Consider the following 15,588-nt stretch of genomic DNA (forward strand, 5'->3'; position numbering starts at 1 on the left):
TGAGATGTGATGCCGAGCCGATTGTGGTGAAGTGGATGATCCTATGCTGCCGAGAAAAGCCTCTAGCGAGTGTTGTGGCGGCCCGTACCCTAAACCGACTCAGGTGGTCAGGTAGAGAATACCAAGGCGATCGGGTGAACTGTGGTTAAGGAACTCGGCAAATTGCCCCCGTAACTTCGGGAGAAGGGGGACCTCTGCTGGTGATGGGCTTTACGCCTGGAGCTGGTGGGGGTCGCAGTGGCCAGGGGGAAGCGACTGTTTACTAAAAACACAGGTCCGTGCGAAGTCGTAAGACGATGTATACGGACTGACGCCTGCCCGGTGCCGGAACGTTAAGGGGACCGCTTAGCTGTGGTAACACAGCGAAGGTGAGAACTTAAGCGCCGGTAAACGGCGGTGGTAACTATAACCATCCTAAGGTAGCGAAATTCCTTGTCGGGTAAGTTCCGACCTGCACGAATGGCGTAACGACTTCCCCGCTGTCTCAACCGCAGACCCGGCGAAATTGCACTACGAGTAAAGATGCTCGTTACGCGCAGCAGGACGGAAAGACCCCGGGACCTTCACTACAGCTTGACATTGGCGTTTGGAGCGTCTTGTGTAGGATAGGTGGGAGACTGGGAAGCTCGGACGCTAGTTCGGGTGGAGTCATTGGTGAAATACCACTCTGGTCGTTTTGAACGTCTAACTCTGGTCCGTGATCCGGATCGAGGACAGTGTCTGGTGGGTAGTTTAACTGGGGCGGTTGCCTCCTAAAGGGTAACGGAGGCGCCCAAAGGTTCCCTCAGCCTGGTTGGCAATCAGGTGTTGAGTGTAAGTGCACAAGGGAGCTTGACTGTGAGACTGACGGGTCGAGCAGGAGCGAAAGCTGGGACTAGTGATCCGGCATCGGCATGTGGAAGCGGTGTCGCTCAACGGCTAAAAGGTACCCCGGGGATAACAGGCTGATCTTCCCCAAGAGTCCATATCGACGGGATGGTTTGGCACCTCGATGTCGGCTCGTCGCATCCTGGGGCTGGAGTAGGTCCCAAGGGTTGGGCTGTTCGCCCATTAAAGCGGTACGCGAGCTGGGTTTAGAACGTCGCGAGACAGTTCGGTCCCTATCCGCTGCGCGCGCAGGAGACTTGAAAGGAGCTGTCCCTAGTACGAGAGGACCGGGACGGACGAACCTCTGGTGTGCCAGTTGTACCGCCAGGTGCACGGCTGGTTGGCTACGTTCGGAAGGGATAACCGCTGAAAGCATCTAAGCGGGAAGCTCGCCTTGAGATGAGGTCTCCCACCCCGTTTGGGGGTAAGGCTCCCGGTAGACGACCGGGTTGATAGGCCGGAGGTGGAAGCGCGGTAACGTGTGGAGCTGACCGGTACTAATAGGCCGAGGACTTGACCACAAAGCTAAAGTTCTGTGGTGTGTGCAGCGCTCCGTAACTCTTCGCCGGGTCCGGAGAAGCGCCGCATCGCAGAATACTTGCTCGCGTCCACTATGCAATTCTGAAACAACAAGCGGTTCGCTTGACAGTTTCATAGAGTTACGGCGGTTATGGCGGGAAGGAAACACCCGGTTACATTCCGAACCCGGAAGTTAAGCTTCCCTGCGCCGATGGTACTGCACTCGGGAGGGTGTGGGAGAGTAGGTCACCGCCGGACAATCTTTCAGAAGAAGGCCCCGACAAGCTGATTGTCGGGGCCTTCTTTTGCGTTCCAAAAGGGCCTCCGGCACTGCCGGGGGCCCTTTTCGCGTTGTGGAGGACTGCTCTCTCAGGCGTTCTTCTGGCGGAGCACGAACACGCCCCAGCCCAGATACTGCCGGCCGTACTCGAGATGGGATCGCCTGGCACGGTTCAGGAAGTCGCGCACGGCGGCGTGATCGGGATCGGCGGGGTTGTCGCGCAGCCAATCGCTCAGCGTCCACCACTGGCTGGCCATGTATCGGTCCCAGTCGTCCTGGTTGGAGAGAACCATGTCCAGCAGCTCGAACCCGGCGGCGTCGAACACCTCCTCCGTTTCCGCGAGTGAAGCGAAGCTGCCCATCGGGACCTGCAGGGACTCGTACGCCTTCTCCGGCGGTGGGGAGATCCAGTAGCACTCGCCCACCAGGGCGAGGCCGTCGCGGCGCAGCGGGCGGCGCATCAGGTCCAGCGTGCCGGCCAGGCCGCCGCCGATCCAGGTGGCCCCAACGCAGGACACGATGTCGTACGTCTCTGGAGTGTCCTCATAGGTCCCGGCGTCGGCTTCGACGAAGCGGACGCGGTCGGCCACGTCCAGTTCGTTCACGCGGGCTCTGGCAGCGTCCAGGAAGACCTTGCTGATGTCGACGCCCACGCCGTGCAGGCCGTACGTGGCGGACCAGGTGGCGAGCAGTTCGCCCTTGCCGCACGCCAGGTCGAGCTGGCGCGTACCGGGAGTGATGCGGCACATCTCGCCGAGCTGTTGAAGTTTGAGCTCGTTGAGTGGGTTAAGGATGTTGTGACGGGATTCGGCGATCTCGTGGAAACGCAAGGACATGCGGAGAGTCTGCCCAAGGGGGCCGCCTGCGTGCGATCGAATATGTGTCGGCCAAGGGACACGGTGTGGCTTGCTACGCTTGAGGGTACCGGGCCACCCCCCACGGGTGGCCTTCGTCGCGTAAGGCCTTCGACAGGCGGCGACCAGCCACGGCGGACCGCCGTACAGGTAGCAAGGGTCCGCTGAGTGAGCCAACGAAATGGACCAGAAGTGAACAGAGATAGCGGATCGGACGGCGGACAGCGCGAGCGCGGCGACTACGGGGAGAGGCGCTCAGACGGAGGCGACAGGAGCGGCGGGCAGGGTTCCCGCGAACGTGACTCCCGGGGCGACCGTCCGTTCCGCGCCGATGCCGATAGATCGCGGTCGTATGGCCGGGACAACCGGGATGACCGTGGCGGCCGGCGTGACGACGGCAGCAGGGGACCGCGCAGTGAGGACCGGCGGCCCTACCAGGACCGTAACTCGGGCGACCGCAGGTCGTGGGACGACCGCGGCCCCCGCCGCCCGTTCCGGGAGGGCGACGACCGGGGTCCTCGGCGTGAGGGCGGGTTCCGCGACGATCGTGGGCCGCGTAGCGACAGTGGTGGTTACCGGGGTTCGCGGGATGGTGGCGAGCGCCGCCCGTTCGGCGACCGGGATGACCGTGGGCCGCGCAGTGACAGCGGCGAGCGTCGTCCCTTCCGTGACCGGGATGACCGGGGTCCGCGTAGTGACAGTGGTGAGCGTCGTCCCTTCCGTGACCGGGATGACCGGGGTCCGCGCAGTGACAGTGGTGAGCGTCGTCCGTTCCGGGATCGGGATGACCGGGGTCCTCGGCGTGAGGGCGGGTTCCGTGACGATCGTGGGCCGCGTAGCGACAGTGGTGGTTACCGAGGTTCGCGTGACGCCGGCGAGCGCCGTCCGTACCGCGACCGCGATGACCGGGGTCCGCGCAGTGACAGTGGTGAGCGGCGTCCGTTCCGTGACCGGGATGACCGGGGTCCGCGTAGCGACAGTGGCGAGCGTCGTCCCTTCCGGGATCGCGATGACCGTGGTCCGCGTCGTGAGGGCGGGTTCCGCGATGACCGTGGGCCGCGTTCCGACAGCGGCGGTTACCGGGGTTCGCGCGATGGCGGCGAGCGCCGCCCGTTCCGCGACCGCGATGACCGTGGCCCGCGCAGTGACAGTGGCGAGCGTCGCCCGTTCCGTGACCGGGATGACCGTGGTCCGCGTAGCGACAGTGGCGAGCGTCGTCCCTTCCGGGATCGCGATGACCGTGGGCCGCGTCGCGAGGGCGGATACCGTGACGATCGTGGGCCACGTAGCGACAGTGGTGGTTACCGGGGTCCGCGTGACGCCGGCGAGCGCCGTCCGTTCCGCGACCGCGATGACCGTGGGCCGCGTAGCGACAGTGGTGAGCGTCGTCCCTTCCGTGACCGGGATGACCGTGGCCCGCGCAGTGACAGTGGCGAGCGTCGTCCGTTCCGGGACAGGGATGACCGGGGTCCGCGTCGCGAGGGCGGGTTCCGCGACGACCGTGGGCCGCGCAGTGACAGCGGCGGCGGTTACCGGGGCTCGCGCGATGGCGGCGAGCGCCGTCCGTTCCGCGACCGGGATGACCGAGGCCCCCGAAGCGGTGGATACCGGGACGACCGTTCGCGTCCGTTCTCGCGTGACGAGCGGCCGGGCGGCACCCGGGCGCGGTTCGGCAGGCCGGAGGACGAGACTGGCGCTCCGCAGCGCGAGAGGCTGCCCGAGGTCGAGCCCGACATCACCGCCGACGAGCTCGAGAAGGAAGTACGCGAGGAGCTGCGTTCCCTGCCCGGCGACCTGGCCGAGCTGGTGGGCAGGCACCTCGTCGCTGCCGAGCGGGCGCTTGAGGCGGACGACCCCGACAAGGCTCACGAGCACACCAAGGTGGCCCGCCGTTTCGCGGCCCGCATCGGTGTCGTACGGGAGGCCGCCGGCATCGTCGCCTACCGGGCCGGGCACTTCTCGGAGGCGCTGAGCGATCTGCGCGCCGCGAGAAGGATGACCGGTTCGGAGGCGTACCTGCCGGTCATGGCCGACTGCGAGCGCGGGATGGGTCGGCCCGAGCGGGCGCTCGACCTCGTACGTTCGCCCGAGGCCGAACGCCTCGACAGGGGCGGGAAGATCGAGCTGAGCATCGTGGAGTCCGGCGCCCGCCGGGACCTCGGCCAGCACGACGCCGCGGTCATCACGCTTCAGCGTCTGCCCGAGTTGCGCGACCCGCAGCCCCGGCCGTGGTCGGCGCGGCTCGCGTTCGCGTACGCCGACGCGCTGGCCGAGGCCGGGCACCAGGAGGCGGCCACCGACTGGTTCGGCCGGGCGATGGCGTTCGACGAGGACGGTGAGACGGACGCCGCCGAGCGGTACGCCGAGCTGACCGGAGCCGTCATTGAGGACGTCGAGGAGGAGTTCGACTACGAGGACGACTTCGACGACGCCGGTGCGGCCTCGGACCAGCCCGAGGAGGACGACTCGCCTGACGACGCCGAGGCGTTCGCCGAGGCCGGCGACCTGCTCGCCACCCCGGAGGCGGAGACGGTCGATGCCGAGCTTGAGCACCTGAGCGAGGCGCCGGACGAGGATGTCGACGCCGGGCAGTCCTCGGCGGAGACGGACGCCGCCGGCTCTGTCCTGGATGATGCCGATTCCAAGGACGTCGATGAGGCGGCTGACGGGTCGGCCGGTGCCGACCGCGAGACGTCCGAGGAGGCGGGTGCGGCCGCGAGCGCCGAGACTGCCGACGTGGTCCAGGACGCCGAGCCGTCGCCGGAGCCCCCGGCGGCCGAGGATGACGCGGACTCCCAGGAGCCCGAGTCGAAGCCCGAGGCCCAGGCTTCGAAGCAGGAGGCCCCGAAGCAGGAGGCCCCGAAGCAGGAGGCCCCGAAGGCGGGAACTCGTCAGGCGGAAACCCGCTCGGCGGAGGCTCCGAAGGCGGACGCCGGCTCCGAGCCGGTGAAGTCCGGTGATTCGGCCGCCGTGGCCGGTATCAACCCTGCCTTCATCGAGCCGGACTTCGGTGACGACCTCGACGAGGGCGACGAGGCTGACGAAGCGGCCAAGCGCGACGAGTAACACCTTGTGCGGGTACGGGTCCCGTACCCGCACAAACAATTACGGCGAGACGCGGTCGAGCCAGTGGAGGATGCCCGCGACGTTCGACGGGGCGCCGCTGAGGAGCTCGAAGTGCTCGGCCGTCTCGTCGTCCGCGGCGAGCGCCGTGTAACGCTCCTTGGTGCGGTCGCGGACCATGGCGACGGCGTGGTCGAGGTCCATGCCCTCCGCGTGCGCCTGCCGGGTGAGATCAACCCAGATGCGCAGTTCCTCCGCCGACCTTTCGAGCGTTTCCTGCACCGCGTCGACGGGCCCGTAGTGGCTGAACAGCAGCCGCTGCGGCCCAAGCGCCTCGAACAGCGCGATCGAGTCGAGCGCGGTCTGCAGGTCGAAGTCCGGCGGCGGGGTCGCCGGGCGCAGGTCGCCGGTCTGGGGCAGGTAGACGCCGGCCGCGTCGCCGACATACAGGTCCCCGGTGTACGAATCGATCAGACCGACGTGGTGCTTGGCGTGGCCGGGGGAGTAGTGGCTGCTCAGCGTCCTGCCGTTGCCGAGGTCGATGGCACCGGTGTCGCCCAGCGCGACGATGCGCTCGGCCTCGGTGGGGGACAATTCACCGAACAGCGTGTCGAGACGGTCTCCCCACACCATCCGGGCGCTGGCCATCAACCGTGACGGTTCGGCCAGATGCCGTGCCCCCTTCTCGTGGACGACCACCTGGGCGGACGGGAAGAACTTCGCGATGTCCCCCACTCCGCCCGCGTGATCCAGATGGATGTGCGTGACCACGACCGTCGCAAGCTCGCCCGGCCCGACGCCGAGCGAGGCCAGCGCGTCGCGCACCACGGGCGCGGACGTGGACGTACCGGTCTCCACCAGGCATGGGCGATCGCCCAGGATCAGATAACCGGCGGTGATGCCCGAGTAGCCGGCCATTTTCGTGTCGATCTCATAGACGTCGCCGCCGAGGGCGGTGATGTTGTCCACAGGCAACTCCTGAACCGCGTCCGCTATCCCCAGAACGGCGTTCCAGCCGAACCGGCCTCGTCCTCATCGTAGAGAGTGATCCTCACCCGAACACCAATGGGAGGACGACTGTGGACCGTAACGAGGTCTTGCTGGTGGGCCGGCTGTCGGCGGGTGTCGAGGACCGCGAGCTGCCCAGTGGCGACACGATGACGAAGTGGCGCCTGCTGGTGCGCCGTCGCAGGCACCGGCGCCACGGCACGATGACCGACAGCATCCCGTGCGTCACGTTCGACACCGAGGTGGCCGACCTGGTCCGGAGCCTCAAGCCGCGAGACCCGCTGGAGCTCACCGGCGCCTTCCGCTGCCGCATCTTCGGTCCGGCGCAGGCCAAGGTCTGGAGCTACGAGGTGGAGGTGTCGTCGGCCAGGGTCATCGAAGCCGACCCCCTCCCGCAGGAGCCCCCCGAGCCGCCGCCACCGACCGCTCCCCGCCCCGTGGCGGTCCTCGCCGAGACCGGCTGACCCCGCCACCCGGGTAGGCGGTCGCGGAGCGGTACCGGCCCATGCGAGCTGGGGCGCGCATGGGCCACTCGCTCCGTCGTGGACGGCGTGCGAGCCCCTTGGGGATGCCGCAACTGCAGGAGGTCAATCGATGGCGAAAGTCCTCAGGACGAGGCCCGTACGGGGCTTGGGGCCGAAGGAGGTGGATTTCCGGGGCACTCGTTCTCCACCGGCCGCGACCGCCAGCACATCGTCCACGGCCAGCGGCTTGAGGAGCACGGCGGTGCCACCGGTCTCGACAGCCAGGCGCAGAGCCGCGTACGGGTCATGATGCACGATCCGCACGGTCTTCTCGTCGTCCTGCAGCCCCCACACCTTGGGCAGCACGAACTGGGTGAGGATGGAGGTGTTCAGCGAGTTCCAGCGGTCCGAGCGGTCGGCGGGCATGGCCAGCGCGAGCTGCACCGGGTCGGGATGGGTCAGCAGGTGGACGCCCTCCGCTCCGGCCAGCAGGAAGGCGGGGTTGTCGGCGGCGTCGAGGGCGGCCATGCCCTCGGCCAGATCCTCCTGGTCCTGCACCCGCCAGGCTCCCTTGGCACGCGCGGCTGCCTCGGGCAAGGGGAGCCCAGGGATGACGCGGTGGATGGCCTTCAGGTCAGGCGGATACGCACGTGAGTCGACGAGCAGAGCCAGCCCGAAGTCCCACGGCCCGCCGCCGGCCCGACGGCTCAACGGGGACGCGCCGGAGGAGGGAACCTGACTTCCTGCGGGCTGGGGGCGGGTTGCGTGTTCCTGGCGCTGGAGTACGCGGTAGGTGGCGTATCTGTGGTGGCCGTCGGCGATCAGGGCCTGGCGGGCGTGGAGGTCGGCGTTGACGGCGTCGATCTCGGCCTCGTCCGTGATGGCCCAGAGGCGGTGCGTCAGGCCGTCCTCCGTATGGGCGGTCACCAGAGGCGGGCGGGTCGCGGCCACCTCGTCCACCAGGGTCGTCGCCGTGCCGGTGGCGCCGTCGTAGAGGAGGAAGATGGGCTCAAGGTTGGCCTGGGTGGTGCTCATCAGGGCGAGGCGGTCAGCGATGGGGCCGGGCATGACGTCCTCGTGGGGCAGGACGATGCCCTGCGCGGGGTCCGCCAGGCACACGTCCCCGATGAGGCCGCGCTGCACGACGTGTTCGCCGCGCTGCTCGTACACGTAAAGAGCGGGACGGTCGTCGACCACGAGGACGCCCGAGGCGAGCCACGCCTGCAACGTGTCGCGCGCCTGGCCATAGCGGGCCGGCGACGCTTCGCTGCTGCCGGCCTCCGGGGTGACCGTGGCACGTCCGGGCTGTGGCGCAGTTGCGGGACGTCCAGATGGTGGCGCTGCTGCGAGGCGTCCAGGCTGTGGCGCGGCTGCAGGACGTCCAGATGGTGGCGCGGCTGCGGGGGCTCCGGGCGCGGAGGCGGGCTTTGCGGGCGAATGGCCGTGCGGCTGGGAATGCGCGGGTGGTGTGCGTGGGTTTGCCGAGGTACCGGGGGCGGGAGTGCTCTCGCCGAAGTGGCCAGCGGGAGCCGGCTGGTTGGCGTCTCCCGAGGGCGAGATGGGAAGGATGAGACGGACGACGTTGTAGGGATGGGAGTCCAGCAGCGCGTGGACATCACCGTCCGAAATCAGGTCGTACGGCGGGGAGGTCACCTTGGCGGGATCGTCGACGGCGAATCGTACGCCCCGGAAGGGGCGCAGTTCGAGACCATCCGGTATCGGCAGTTCGGAATTCCCCATACCGGGCATGCTGTCATAGACGTCCGTGTCTTTCCGTGGTCGCCCCGACGCTCCGCCGGTGCCCGATTCCCCAGCGAACCCGTCGATTGCCGATGAAGGAGAGCTCACGCAATGGTCCAAGGTGAAAACCCTCACGAAGATTCCCCGACGGGCGCTCCGAGGGGCGACGTTTACGACTGGTACCAGCGTGGAGTGAAGTTGCTCAAGGAAGGCAGCCCGGCGGCCGCGGCCGCGCTGCTGGAACGGGCGGCCGGGGCCGAGCCGGAGTCCCGCAGCATCAGGGAGGCGCTGGCCAGGGCCCAGTTCAACTCGCGGCAGTACGCGGAGGCGGCCGACAGTTTCCGGCGGATCGTCGACGCCAACCCCGCGGAGGACTACGCGTACTTCGGGCTAGGCCTGTCGTTGTGGCGCACCGGTGACATCGAGGGAGCGCAGGAGCCGCTCGCGATCGCCGTGGCGATGCGGCCCGATGAGGGGCACTACGTGTCGGCGTTGAAGAGCGTACGGGCGACCCTCCGCGCCCGACGGGAGATGTGACCCCGCCCCGCCGCCAGGGTCCGTGCGTTTGTGTCCACCGCACCCTGATCACCGTCACCGACGCCAACGAGTAGATGGCCGGACGTACGTGGACAAGGCGGGGCGATCAGTGAGCGGCGAGGGGCGACGTCGCAGAGAGAACGGCGCATGTTGCAAGGACGCCCAGCCCGGCGGTGCTGAGGGGCGGCGAATGGCGCTGAGAGGGTCTGGTTACCGGCGGCGCGCTTGAACCCACGATGGGCTGCGCGTGCGGGCGAGCCTGTGTGAAGGTCGCGCGCGCAGTCGGGGGAGGGGCGCGTAGCCGGGAGGGACGCGTAGCCGGGAGGAGGGCGTGGCCGGGGAAGGGGGCGGCCGCTGCTGTGGGCCGTGTGGCGGCCTGCTGATCCTCCGGGCAGGGGCGGCCGGTCGGGCGGGGGCAGGCCGATGGCCAGGGGCTACGCGAGCGCACGCGGTCACGCCCGGGTGGCCGGTCGTGCGAAGGGCAGGCTCGCGGCTGGTAGGCCCGTCGAGGGTGGACCGGGCGGACCGGGCGATGGAGCGAGTCGAGCGAGTCGGGCGGATGGGGCGGTCAGGCGGGAAGGGGCAGCCGGTCGGGCAGTGGCAGTCGGTGGGGCCCGGGGGCGGTCTTGGGGCAGACGGGGCGGTCGGGCATGGGGGAGGGCCGGGCTTCGGCAGCGTGGAGGTTGGGCACCGGGGCGGTTCGGGGCTTCGGCAGCGTGGGGGTCGGGGTGGGCATAGGGGCCGGAGCTGGGGCGCGGTTAGAGTCTCACGGGATGTGGGTGGGCTAGGGGAATGAGGCATTGTGCTGATCGACGGCTATGACACCCTGCTGCTTGACCTTGACGGGGTCGTTTACCTGGGGCGGCATGCGGTGCCCGGGGCGCCGGAGGCGTTGGAGCAGGCTCGGCGGCGCGGGGCGCGGCTGGCGTACGTGACGAACAACGCCTCGCGGACGCCTGCCGCCATCGCGACGCATCTGCGGGAGCTGGGGGTGCCGGCCGAGGTGGCGGACGTCGTCACGTCGGCGCAGGCGGCCGCGCGGGTGGTGGCCGAGCGGGTGCCCGCCGGGTCGAACGTGCTCGTGGTGGGCGGGTCGGGGCTGCGGCTGGCCGTACGGGATCGGGGGCTGAGGCCGGTGACCACGGCGGCGTCGGAGCCCGTGGCGGTGGTGCAGGGGATCGCGCCCGGGCTGTCGTACGAGCTGCTGTCGGAGGGGGCGCTGGCGGTGCGGCGGGGGGCGTTGTTCGTGGCGTCCAACGGGGACGCGACCATGCCGACCGGGCGAGGGGAGCAGCCGGGGAACGGGGCGATGGTACGGGTGATCGCGCATGCGACCGGGGTTGAGCCGGTCTATGCGGGTAAGCCTGATCCGCCGTTGCATCGGGAGTCGGTGATCCGTACGGGGGCGCGGCGGCCGCTGGTCGTGGGGGACCGGCTCGACACCGACATCGAGGGCGCGGTGAACGCGGGCGTGGACGGGCTGCTGGTGCTGACGGGGGTCGCCAGGCCGGTCGACCTGCTCACGGCGGAGCCGCGGCATCGGCCGACCTATGTGGGGGAGGATCTGAGGGCGTTGCTGGAGCCGTATCCGCCGGTGCGCGACGGGGAGTGCGGCGGGTGGCGGGCGCGGTGGGCCGGAGGGGCGCTGCGGCTCGACGGTGGCGGGAGCCGGATCGACGGGCTGCGGGCGGCGTGCGACGCCGTGTGGGCGGCCGTCGGCGACGGCCGCGCCGAGGAGGATGCGGTCAAGGAGGCCCTCGACCGCATCGGCTGACGCAGGGGCACACGAACCGCGGGCCCGCCAGGGCGGGTCAACCAGAGTGGGGCTCTGAGTGGCCCACGAGGGCGGGCGCTCTGAGTGGCCCACCAGAGCGGGCGCTCAGAACGGGCCTACCAGGGCGGGGTGGGTCTAAGTGTGCGCGTCGGCGCAGGACCGGGTCGGCGCAGGCCGGGACGGGTCCTGCGGGACGGGTCCTGCGGGACGGGTCGGCGGGACGGGGCGAGGGTCAGGGCCTGCGGGTCTGGACCGGCGGGTCAGGTCCTGCGGGACGGAGCCTGCCGGTCGAGGTGCGGGGGCAAGTGGGGGTGGCGGGGTCAGAGAAGGCGGCGGAGGCGCAGGAGGTCGCCGAAGCTGGCGTCGATCTTGACGCGGCCGCCCAGCAGCGCGCGGGCCAGGTCGAGCTCCCCGTCGACCAGCGCGATGAGGTCGTCGGACACGATCGTCAGCTTGACCTCGGCCGGTTTGCCGTTCGCGGGCGGCTCCTCGGTGAACGGGTCGAGGCCGCCGTGGTGGAGCCGGCCGTAGAAGGTGACGTCGAGGTCGGACACCCGGCAGCTGACCGTGCGCTCGACCACATGCTTGGCCCGGTCCTGCTCGTCGATCTCGTCGAACTGGGCGACGAGCTTGACCAGCGCCTCCCGGCACTCCTCGACGCTTGCCATGATCCGCCTTCCTTTCCTTGTCTTCAGGGTCCGTAGCGTTCCACATCGGAGCACCCCGTATGACCCTCCAACGTGTGACACGCCCGCCAAGGTGCCGGGCGCTCGCCCGAGGCGTTACCGTCGAGTCATGAGTGAGCTGCCAGAGGCAACCGGCGACGAGCGGGTCGACGCGGTCCTCGCGGATCTGGGCCGCCTGGCCGGGCTGCCGGTGGGCGAGCACGTGGCGGTGTTCGAGGAGGCGTTCTCCGGGCTGGAGGCCGCCCTCGGCGCCGTGGAGGCGCGGTGAGCCGCAGGGTCCGGCTCGACACCGAGCTGGTGCGGCGCGGGCTGGCGCGTTCGCGGGAGCAGGCGGCCCAGCTGATCGAGGCCGGCCGCGTCGCCGTCGGAGGCCAGCGGGCCGGCAAGCCCGCCACCCAGGTCGACACCGCCTCGGCCATCGTCGTCGCCGAGTCGCCCGGCGGGCCTGATTACGTCTCGCGCGGCGCGCACAAGCTGCTCGGGGCGCTGGAGGCGTTCCCCGAGCTGGACGTGACGGGGCGGCGCTGCCTGGACGCGGGCGCGTCCACGGGCGGGTTCACCGACGTGCTGCTGCGCCGCGGCGCCGCGCACGTGGTCGCCGTCGACGTCGGCTACGGGCAGCTCGCCTGGTCGCTGCGCAGCGACGAGCGGGTCACGGTGATGGAGCGGCTCAACGTGCGCGACCTCATGCCGGGCATGGTCGGCGAGGCGCCCACGCTGGTCGTCGGCGACCTGTCGTTCATCTCGCTGCGGCTCGTGCTGCCCGCGCTGGCCGAGGTCGCCGCGCCGCGCGCCGACTTCGTCATGCTGGTCAAGCCGCAGTTTGAGGTGGGCAAGGAGCTCGTGGGGGCCGGTGGCGTGGTGCGTGACCCGGAGCTGCGGGCGGGAGCGGTGCGGCAGGCCGCCGCGAAGGCCGGTGAGCTGGGGCTGGCGGTGCGTGGCGTGACCGCGAGCCCGCTGCCGGGCCCGTCGGGCAACGTCGAATACCTGCTGTGGCTGGGCAAGGGCGAAGGGGCGCCGCCGGTCGCCGACCTGGAGTCCGAGATCCGGCGCGCCGTGGCGGAGGGGCCCCAATGAGCCGGGCAGCGAGCCGGACCGTCCTGGTCACCGCGCACACCGGGCGGGAGGCCGCCGTGGAGAGCGCCAGGCTGGTCATCGGGCGGCTGGTGGGGGCCGGGCTGAGCGTCCGGGTGCTCGACGGCGAGGCCGCCGACATCGGCTGCGGCGGCGTCGACGTCGTGCCCGCGGAGCCGGGCGCGGCCAAGGACGCCGAGGTGATGATCGTGCTCGGCGGCGACGGGTCGCTGCTGCGCTCGGCCGAGCTGGCCAGGCCGGCCGGCACCCCGCTGCTCGGCGTCAACCTGGGCCACGTCGGCTTCCTGGCGGAGGCCGAGGTCGCCGACCTGGCCGCCGCCGTCGACAGCGTGGTCGCGGGCCGCTACGACGTCGAGGAGCGCATGACGATCGACGTGCTGGCCCGGCAGAACGGCCGCGTCATCGCCGACACGTGGGCGCTCAACGAGGTCACCGTCGAGAAGCGGGAGCGCATGCTGGAGGTGGTCGCCGAGATCGACGGGCGGCCGCTGTCGCGCTGGGGCTGCGACGGCGTGATCTGCGCCACGCCGACCGGCTCCACCGCCTACGCCTTCTCCGCCGGCGGCCCGGTGGTGTGGCCGGAGGTGGAGGCGCTGCTCATGGTGCCGATCAGCGCGCACGCCCTGTTCGCGCGCCCGCTGGTGGTCTCGCCGCGCTCGACGCTCGCCGTCGAGATCCTGCCCGACACACCCGTCGGGGTCCTGTGGTGCGACGGGCGCCGCCACTTCGACCTTCCCGCCGGCACCCGCGTGGAGGTGCGGCGCGGCAGTGAGCCGGTACGGCTGGCCCGGCTGCACGGTGTGGAGAGCACCGGGGCGCCGTTCACCGACAGGCTGGTCGCCAAGTTCGAACTACCCGTCCAGGGGTGGCGCGGAAGGGTGCGACCCTGAGTGAATGGGGACGCGAACGCGTAGGATCGCATCCGCACGAGTGTTCGGAAAGCACGTAAGTGACGGGAGTGGGCAGTGCGACCAAGGGTCGAGGAGGTCCGCATCCAGGGGCTCGGCGTCATCGACGAGGCCGTGCTGGAGCTTTCGCCGGGCTTCAACGTGGTCACCGGCGAGACCGGCGCGGGCAAGACGATGGTCGTCACGGGTCTCGGGCTGCTGTTCGGCGGCCGGGCCGACCCCTCCCGGATCCGCCCCGGCGCCGACAAGGCCAGCGTCGAGGGCACGCTCGTCATTGACCCGGGCGGCCGGGTCGCCCAGCAGGTCGAGGACATCGGCGGCCAGGTCGACGACGGCGAGCTGATCATCTCCCGCACCGTCTCGGCCGAGGGCAGGTCGCGCGCCTGGCTCGGCGGCCGCACGGTGCCCGTCGGCACCCTGACCTACCTGGCCGACGACCTGGTGGCGGTGCACGGCCAGATGGACCAGCAGCGGCTGCTGCAGCCCGCCAGGCAGCGCGCCGCGCTCGACCGCTATGCCGGCAACGACCTGGTCAAGCCGTTGCGCGCGTACGCGCAGGCGTACAAGAGGCACAAGCAGGTGGCGGCGCTGCTGGAGGAGCTGACCACGCGCGCCCGGGAGCGGGCACAGGAGGCCGACCTGCTCCGGTTCGGGCTGGAGGAGATCGAGAAGGTCGACCCGAAGGCCGGCGAGGACGCCGACCTGCGCGGAGAGGAGGAGCGGCTGTCGCACGCCGACGCGCTGCGCGGCGCGGCGACCACCGCGCACTCGGCGCTGCTCGGCGACCCGATGGAGGCCGCGGGCGGCGCGCGTGACGTGATCTCGCTGCTGGGCGAGGCGCGGGCGGCCGTCGACGCGGTGCGCGACTTCGACAGCCAGCTCGCCGGGATGGCCGACCGGCTGGCCGAGGCGGGCTACCTCATCTCCGACGTGGCCACCGACCTGGCCGCCTACGCCGAGTCGATCGAGGCCGACCCGGCCCGGCTGGCGGCCGTCCAGGAGCGGCGCTCCGCGCTGACCGGGCTGATCCGCAAGTACGGCGAGGACAGCGCCGGCGTGCTGGCCTGGGCGCAGCGCTCGGCCGCCCGGCTGGCCGAGCTGGAGGGCGACGACGAGCGCATCGGGGAGCTCACCCGCGAGCTGGAGGAGCTCACCGCGCGCCTCACCGACCTGGCCGCCGAGCTGACCAAGGTGCGCCAGGCCGCCGCCGAGCGGTTCGGCGCGGCCGTCACCGAGGAGCTGACCGCGCTGGCCATGCCGCACGCCCGCGTCGTCGTCCAGCTCTCCCGCGCCGCCGAGTTCGGCCCCGAGGGCGTCGACGAGGTCGAGCTGCGCATGGCCGCCCACCCGGCCGCGCCGCCGCTGCCGCTCAACAAGGGCGCCTCCGGCGGCGAGCTGAGCCGGGTCATGCTCGCCATCGAGGTGGTGTTCGCCGGTGCCGACCCGGTGCCGACGTTCGTCTTCGACGAGGTCGACGCGGGCGTGGGCGGCAAGGCCGCCGTCGAGATCGGCCGCCGCCTGGCCCGGCTGGCGCGCACCGCGCAGGTGATTGTGGTCACACATCTGCCCCAGGTCGCGGCCTTCGCCGACCAGCATCTGGTGGTCGAGAAGGCCAGTGACGGCAGTGTCGTGCGCAGTGGCGTGGTCACCCTCAACCACGAGGGCAGGGTGCGCGAGCTGTCGCGGATGCTCGCCGGACTGGAGGATTCCGAGCTGGGCCGGGCGCACGCGGAGGAGCTGCTGGGACTGGCCGCCGCCGACAGGTGATCCTGGGTGACATAGCGGACACGCCC

Annotated in this window: 13 protein-coding genes and 2 rRNA genes; 10 read left to right on the top strand and 5 right to left on the bottom strand. The window is 70.5% G+C overall.

Annotated elements, in window-relative coordinates:
* Positions 1-1,388, top strand: a 23S ribosomal RNA gene (locus tag AB0J53_RS08055); the annotation flags it as partial.
* 139 nt (positions 1,389-1,527) lie between these two features.
* Positions 1,528-1,644 (top strand): 5S ribosomal RNA (gene rrf / locus AB0J53_RS08060).
* Positions 1,645-1,755: 111 nt separating this feature from the next.
* Here rrf and AB0J53_RS08065 read toward each other — a convergent pair.
* Entirely contained in the window at positions 1,756-2,502 is a 747-nt protein-coding gene (locus AB0J53_RS08065) for a class I SAM-dependent methyltransferase (RefSeq protein ID WP_219519520.1), read from the bottom strand.
* Positions 2,503-2,775: 273 nt separating this feature from the next.
* The gene (locus tag AB0J53_RS08070) at positions 2,776-4,389 is read right to left on the bottom strand and encodes a hypothetical protein (RefSeq protein ID WP_364169883.1); all 1,614 of its coding nucleotides are present in this window, start codon (positions 4,387-4,389) and stop codon (positions 2,776-2,778) included.
* 12 nt (positions 4,390-4,401) lie between these two features.
* Between AB0J53_RS08070 and AB0J53_RS08075 the strand changes: the two genes are divergently transcribed.
* Positions 4,402-5,586 carry a hypothetical protein gene (locus AB0J53_RS08075; protein WP_364169886.1) on the top strand — a complete coding sequence of 395 codons (1,185 nt, stop codon included), beginning with the start codon at positions 4,402-4,404 and terminating at the stop codon, positions 5,584-5,586.
* Positions 5,587-5,625: 39 nt separating this feature from the next.
* Here the strand turns inward: AB0J53_RS08075 and AB0J53_RS08080 are convergent, their stop codons facing one another.
* On the bottom strand, positions 5,626-6,552 hold the full coding sequence (locus tag AB0J53_RS08080) for an MBL fold metallo-hydrolase (RefSeq protein WP_364169889.1): 927 nt from the start codon (positions 6,550-6,552) through the stop codon (positions 5,626-5,628).
* Between the two features lie 110 nt (positions 6,553-6,662).
* Here AB0J53_RS08080 and AB0J53_RS08085 point away from each other — a divergent pair, with 110 nt between their 5' ends.
* Positions 6,663-7,055 (top strand): single-stranded DNA-binding protein, encoded by a 393-nt coding sequence (locus tag AB0J53_RS08085; RefSeq protein WP_364169892.1) that lies wholly within the window; start codon positions 6,663-6,665, stop codon positions 7,053-7,055.
* A gap of 123 nt (positions 7,056-7,178) precedes the next feature.
* Here AB0J53_RS08085 and AB0J53_RS08090 read toward each other — a convergent pair whose 3' ends face one another.
* The gene (locus AB0J53_RS08090; RefSeq protein ID WP_364169895.1) at positions 7,179-8,804 is read right to left on the bottom strand and encodes a DUF1015 family protein; all 1,626 of its coding nucleotides are present in this window, start codon (positions 8,802-8,804) and stop codon (positions 7,179-7,181) included.
* 102 nt (positions 8,805-8,906) lie between these two features.
* On the opposite strand from AB0J53_RS08090, the gene AB0J53_RS08095 reads away from it, so the two are divergent.
* Positions 8,907-9,332, top strand: coding sequence for a tetratricopeptide repeat protein (locus AB0J53_RS08095; RefSeq protein ID WP_364169898.1), 426 nt, complete (start codon positions 8,907-8,909; stop codon positions 9,330-9,332).
* Positions 9,333-10,134: 802 nt separating this feature from the next.
* Positions 10,135-11,106, top strand: a complete 972-nt coding sequence (locus tag AB0J53_RS08100) for an HAD-IIA family hydrolase (RefSeq protein WP_364169901.1) — start codon at positions 10,135-10,137, stop codon at positions 11,104-11,106.
* Between the two features lie 320 nt (positions 11,107-11,426).
* On the opposite strand, the gene AB0J53_RS08105 is transcribed toward AB0J53_RS08100, so the two are convergent.
* On the bottom strand, positions 11,427-11,774 hold the full coding sequence (locus AB0J53_RS08105) for an SCP2 sterol-binding domain-containing protein (protein ID WP_364169904.1): 348 nt from the start codon (positions 11,772-11,774) through the stop codon (positions 11,427-11,429).
* Positions 11,775-11,901: 127 nt separating this feature from the next.
* On the opposite strand from AB0J53_RS08105, the gene AB0J53_RS08110 reads away from it, so the two are divergent.
* The 4 genes from AB0J53_RS08110 (at position 11,902) to recN (ending at position 15,562) form a co-directional block, all read left to right on the top strand.
* On the top strand, positions 11,902-12,060 hold the full coding sequence (locus AB0J53_RS08110; protein WP_219509896.1) for a hypothetical protein: 159 nt from the start codon (positions 11,902-11,904) through the stop codon (positions 12,058-12,060).
* Entirely contained in the window at positions 12,057-12,869 is an 813-nt protein-coding gene (locus tag AB0J53_RS08115; protein WP_364169906.1) for a TlyA family RNA methyltransferase, read from the top strand. The genes AB0J53_RS08110 and AB0J53_RS08115 overlap by 4 nt, the downstream gene beginning before the upstream one ends.
* Positions 12,866-13,777: an NAD kinase gene (locus AB0J53_RS08120; RefSeq protein ID WP_364169908.1), complete on the top strand. Its 912-nt coding sequence runs from the start codon at positions 12,866-12,868 to the stop codon at positions 13,775-13,777. The genes AB0J53_RS08115 and AB0J53_RS08120 overlap by 4 nt, the downstream gene beginning before the upstream one ends.
* 75 nt (positions 13,778-13,852) lie before the next feature.
* The gene (gene recN, locus AB0J53_RS08125) at positions 13,853-15,562 is read left to right on the top strand and encodes a DNA repair protein RecN (RefSeq protein WP_219509899.1); all 1,710 of its coding nucleotides are present in this window, start codon (positions 13,853-13,855) and stop codon (positions 15,560-15,562) included.
* Positions 15,563-15,588 lie beyond the last annotated feature (26 nt).

Origin of the sequence: Nonomuraea sp. NPDC049725 (assembly GCF_040674795.1) — a bacterium.
GTDB classification, from domain to species: Bacteria; Actinomycetota; Actinomycetes; order Streptosporangiales; family Streptosporangiaceae; genus Nonomuraea; species Nonomuraea ceibae.

Bases quoted from the DNA above. Each gene is read 5' to 3' on its own strand.
- AB0J53_RS08065 (WP_219519520.1), bottom strand. From the start codon at position 2,502: ATGTCCTTGCGTTTCCACGAGATCGCCGAATCCCGTCACAACATCCTT.
- AB0J53_RS08090 (WP_364169895.1), bottom strand. From the start codon at position 8,804: ATGCCCGGTATGGGGAATTCCGAACTGCCGATACCGGATGGTCTCGAA.
- AB0J53_RS08095 (WP_364169898.1), top strand. From the start codon at position 8,907: ATGGTCCAAGGTGAAAACCCTCACGAAGATTCCCCGACGGGCGCTCCG.
- AB0J53_RS08105 (WP_364169904.1), bottom strand. From the start codon at position 11,774: ATGGCAAGCGTCGAGGAGTGCCGGGAGGCGCTGGTCAAGCTCGTCGCC.
- AB0J53_RS08110 (WP_219509896.1), top strand. From the start codon at position 11,902: ATGAGTGAGCTGCCAGAGGCAACCGGCGACGAGCGGGTCGACGCGGTC.
- AB0J53_RS08120 (WP_364169908.1), top strand. From the start codon at position 12,866: ATGAGCCGGGCAGCGAGCCGGACCGTCCTGGTCACCGCGCACACCGGG.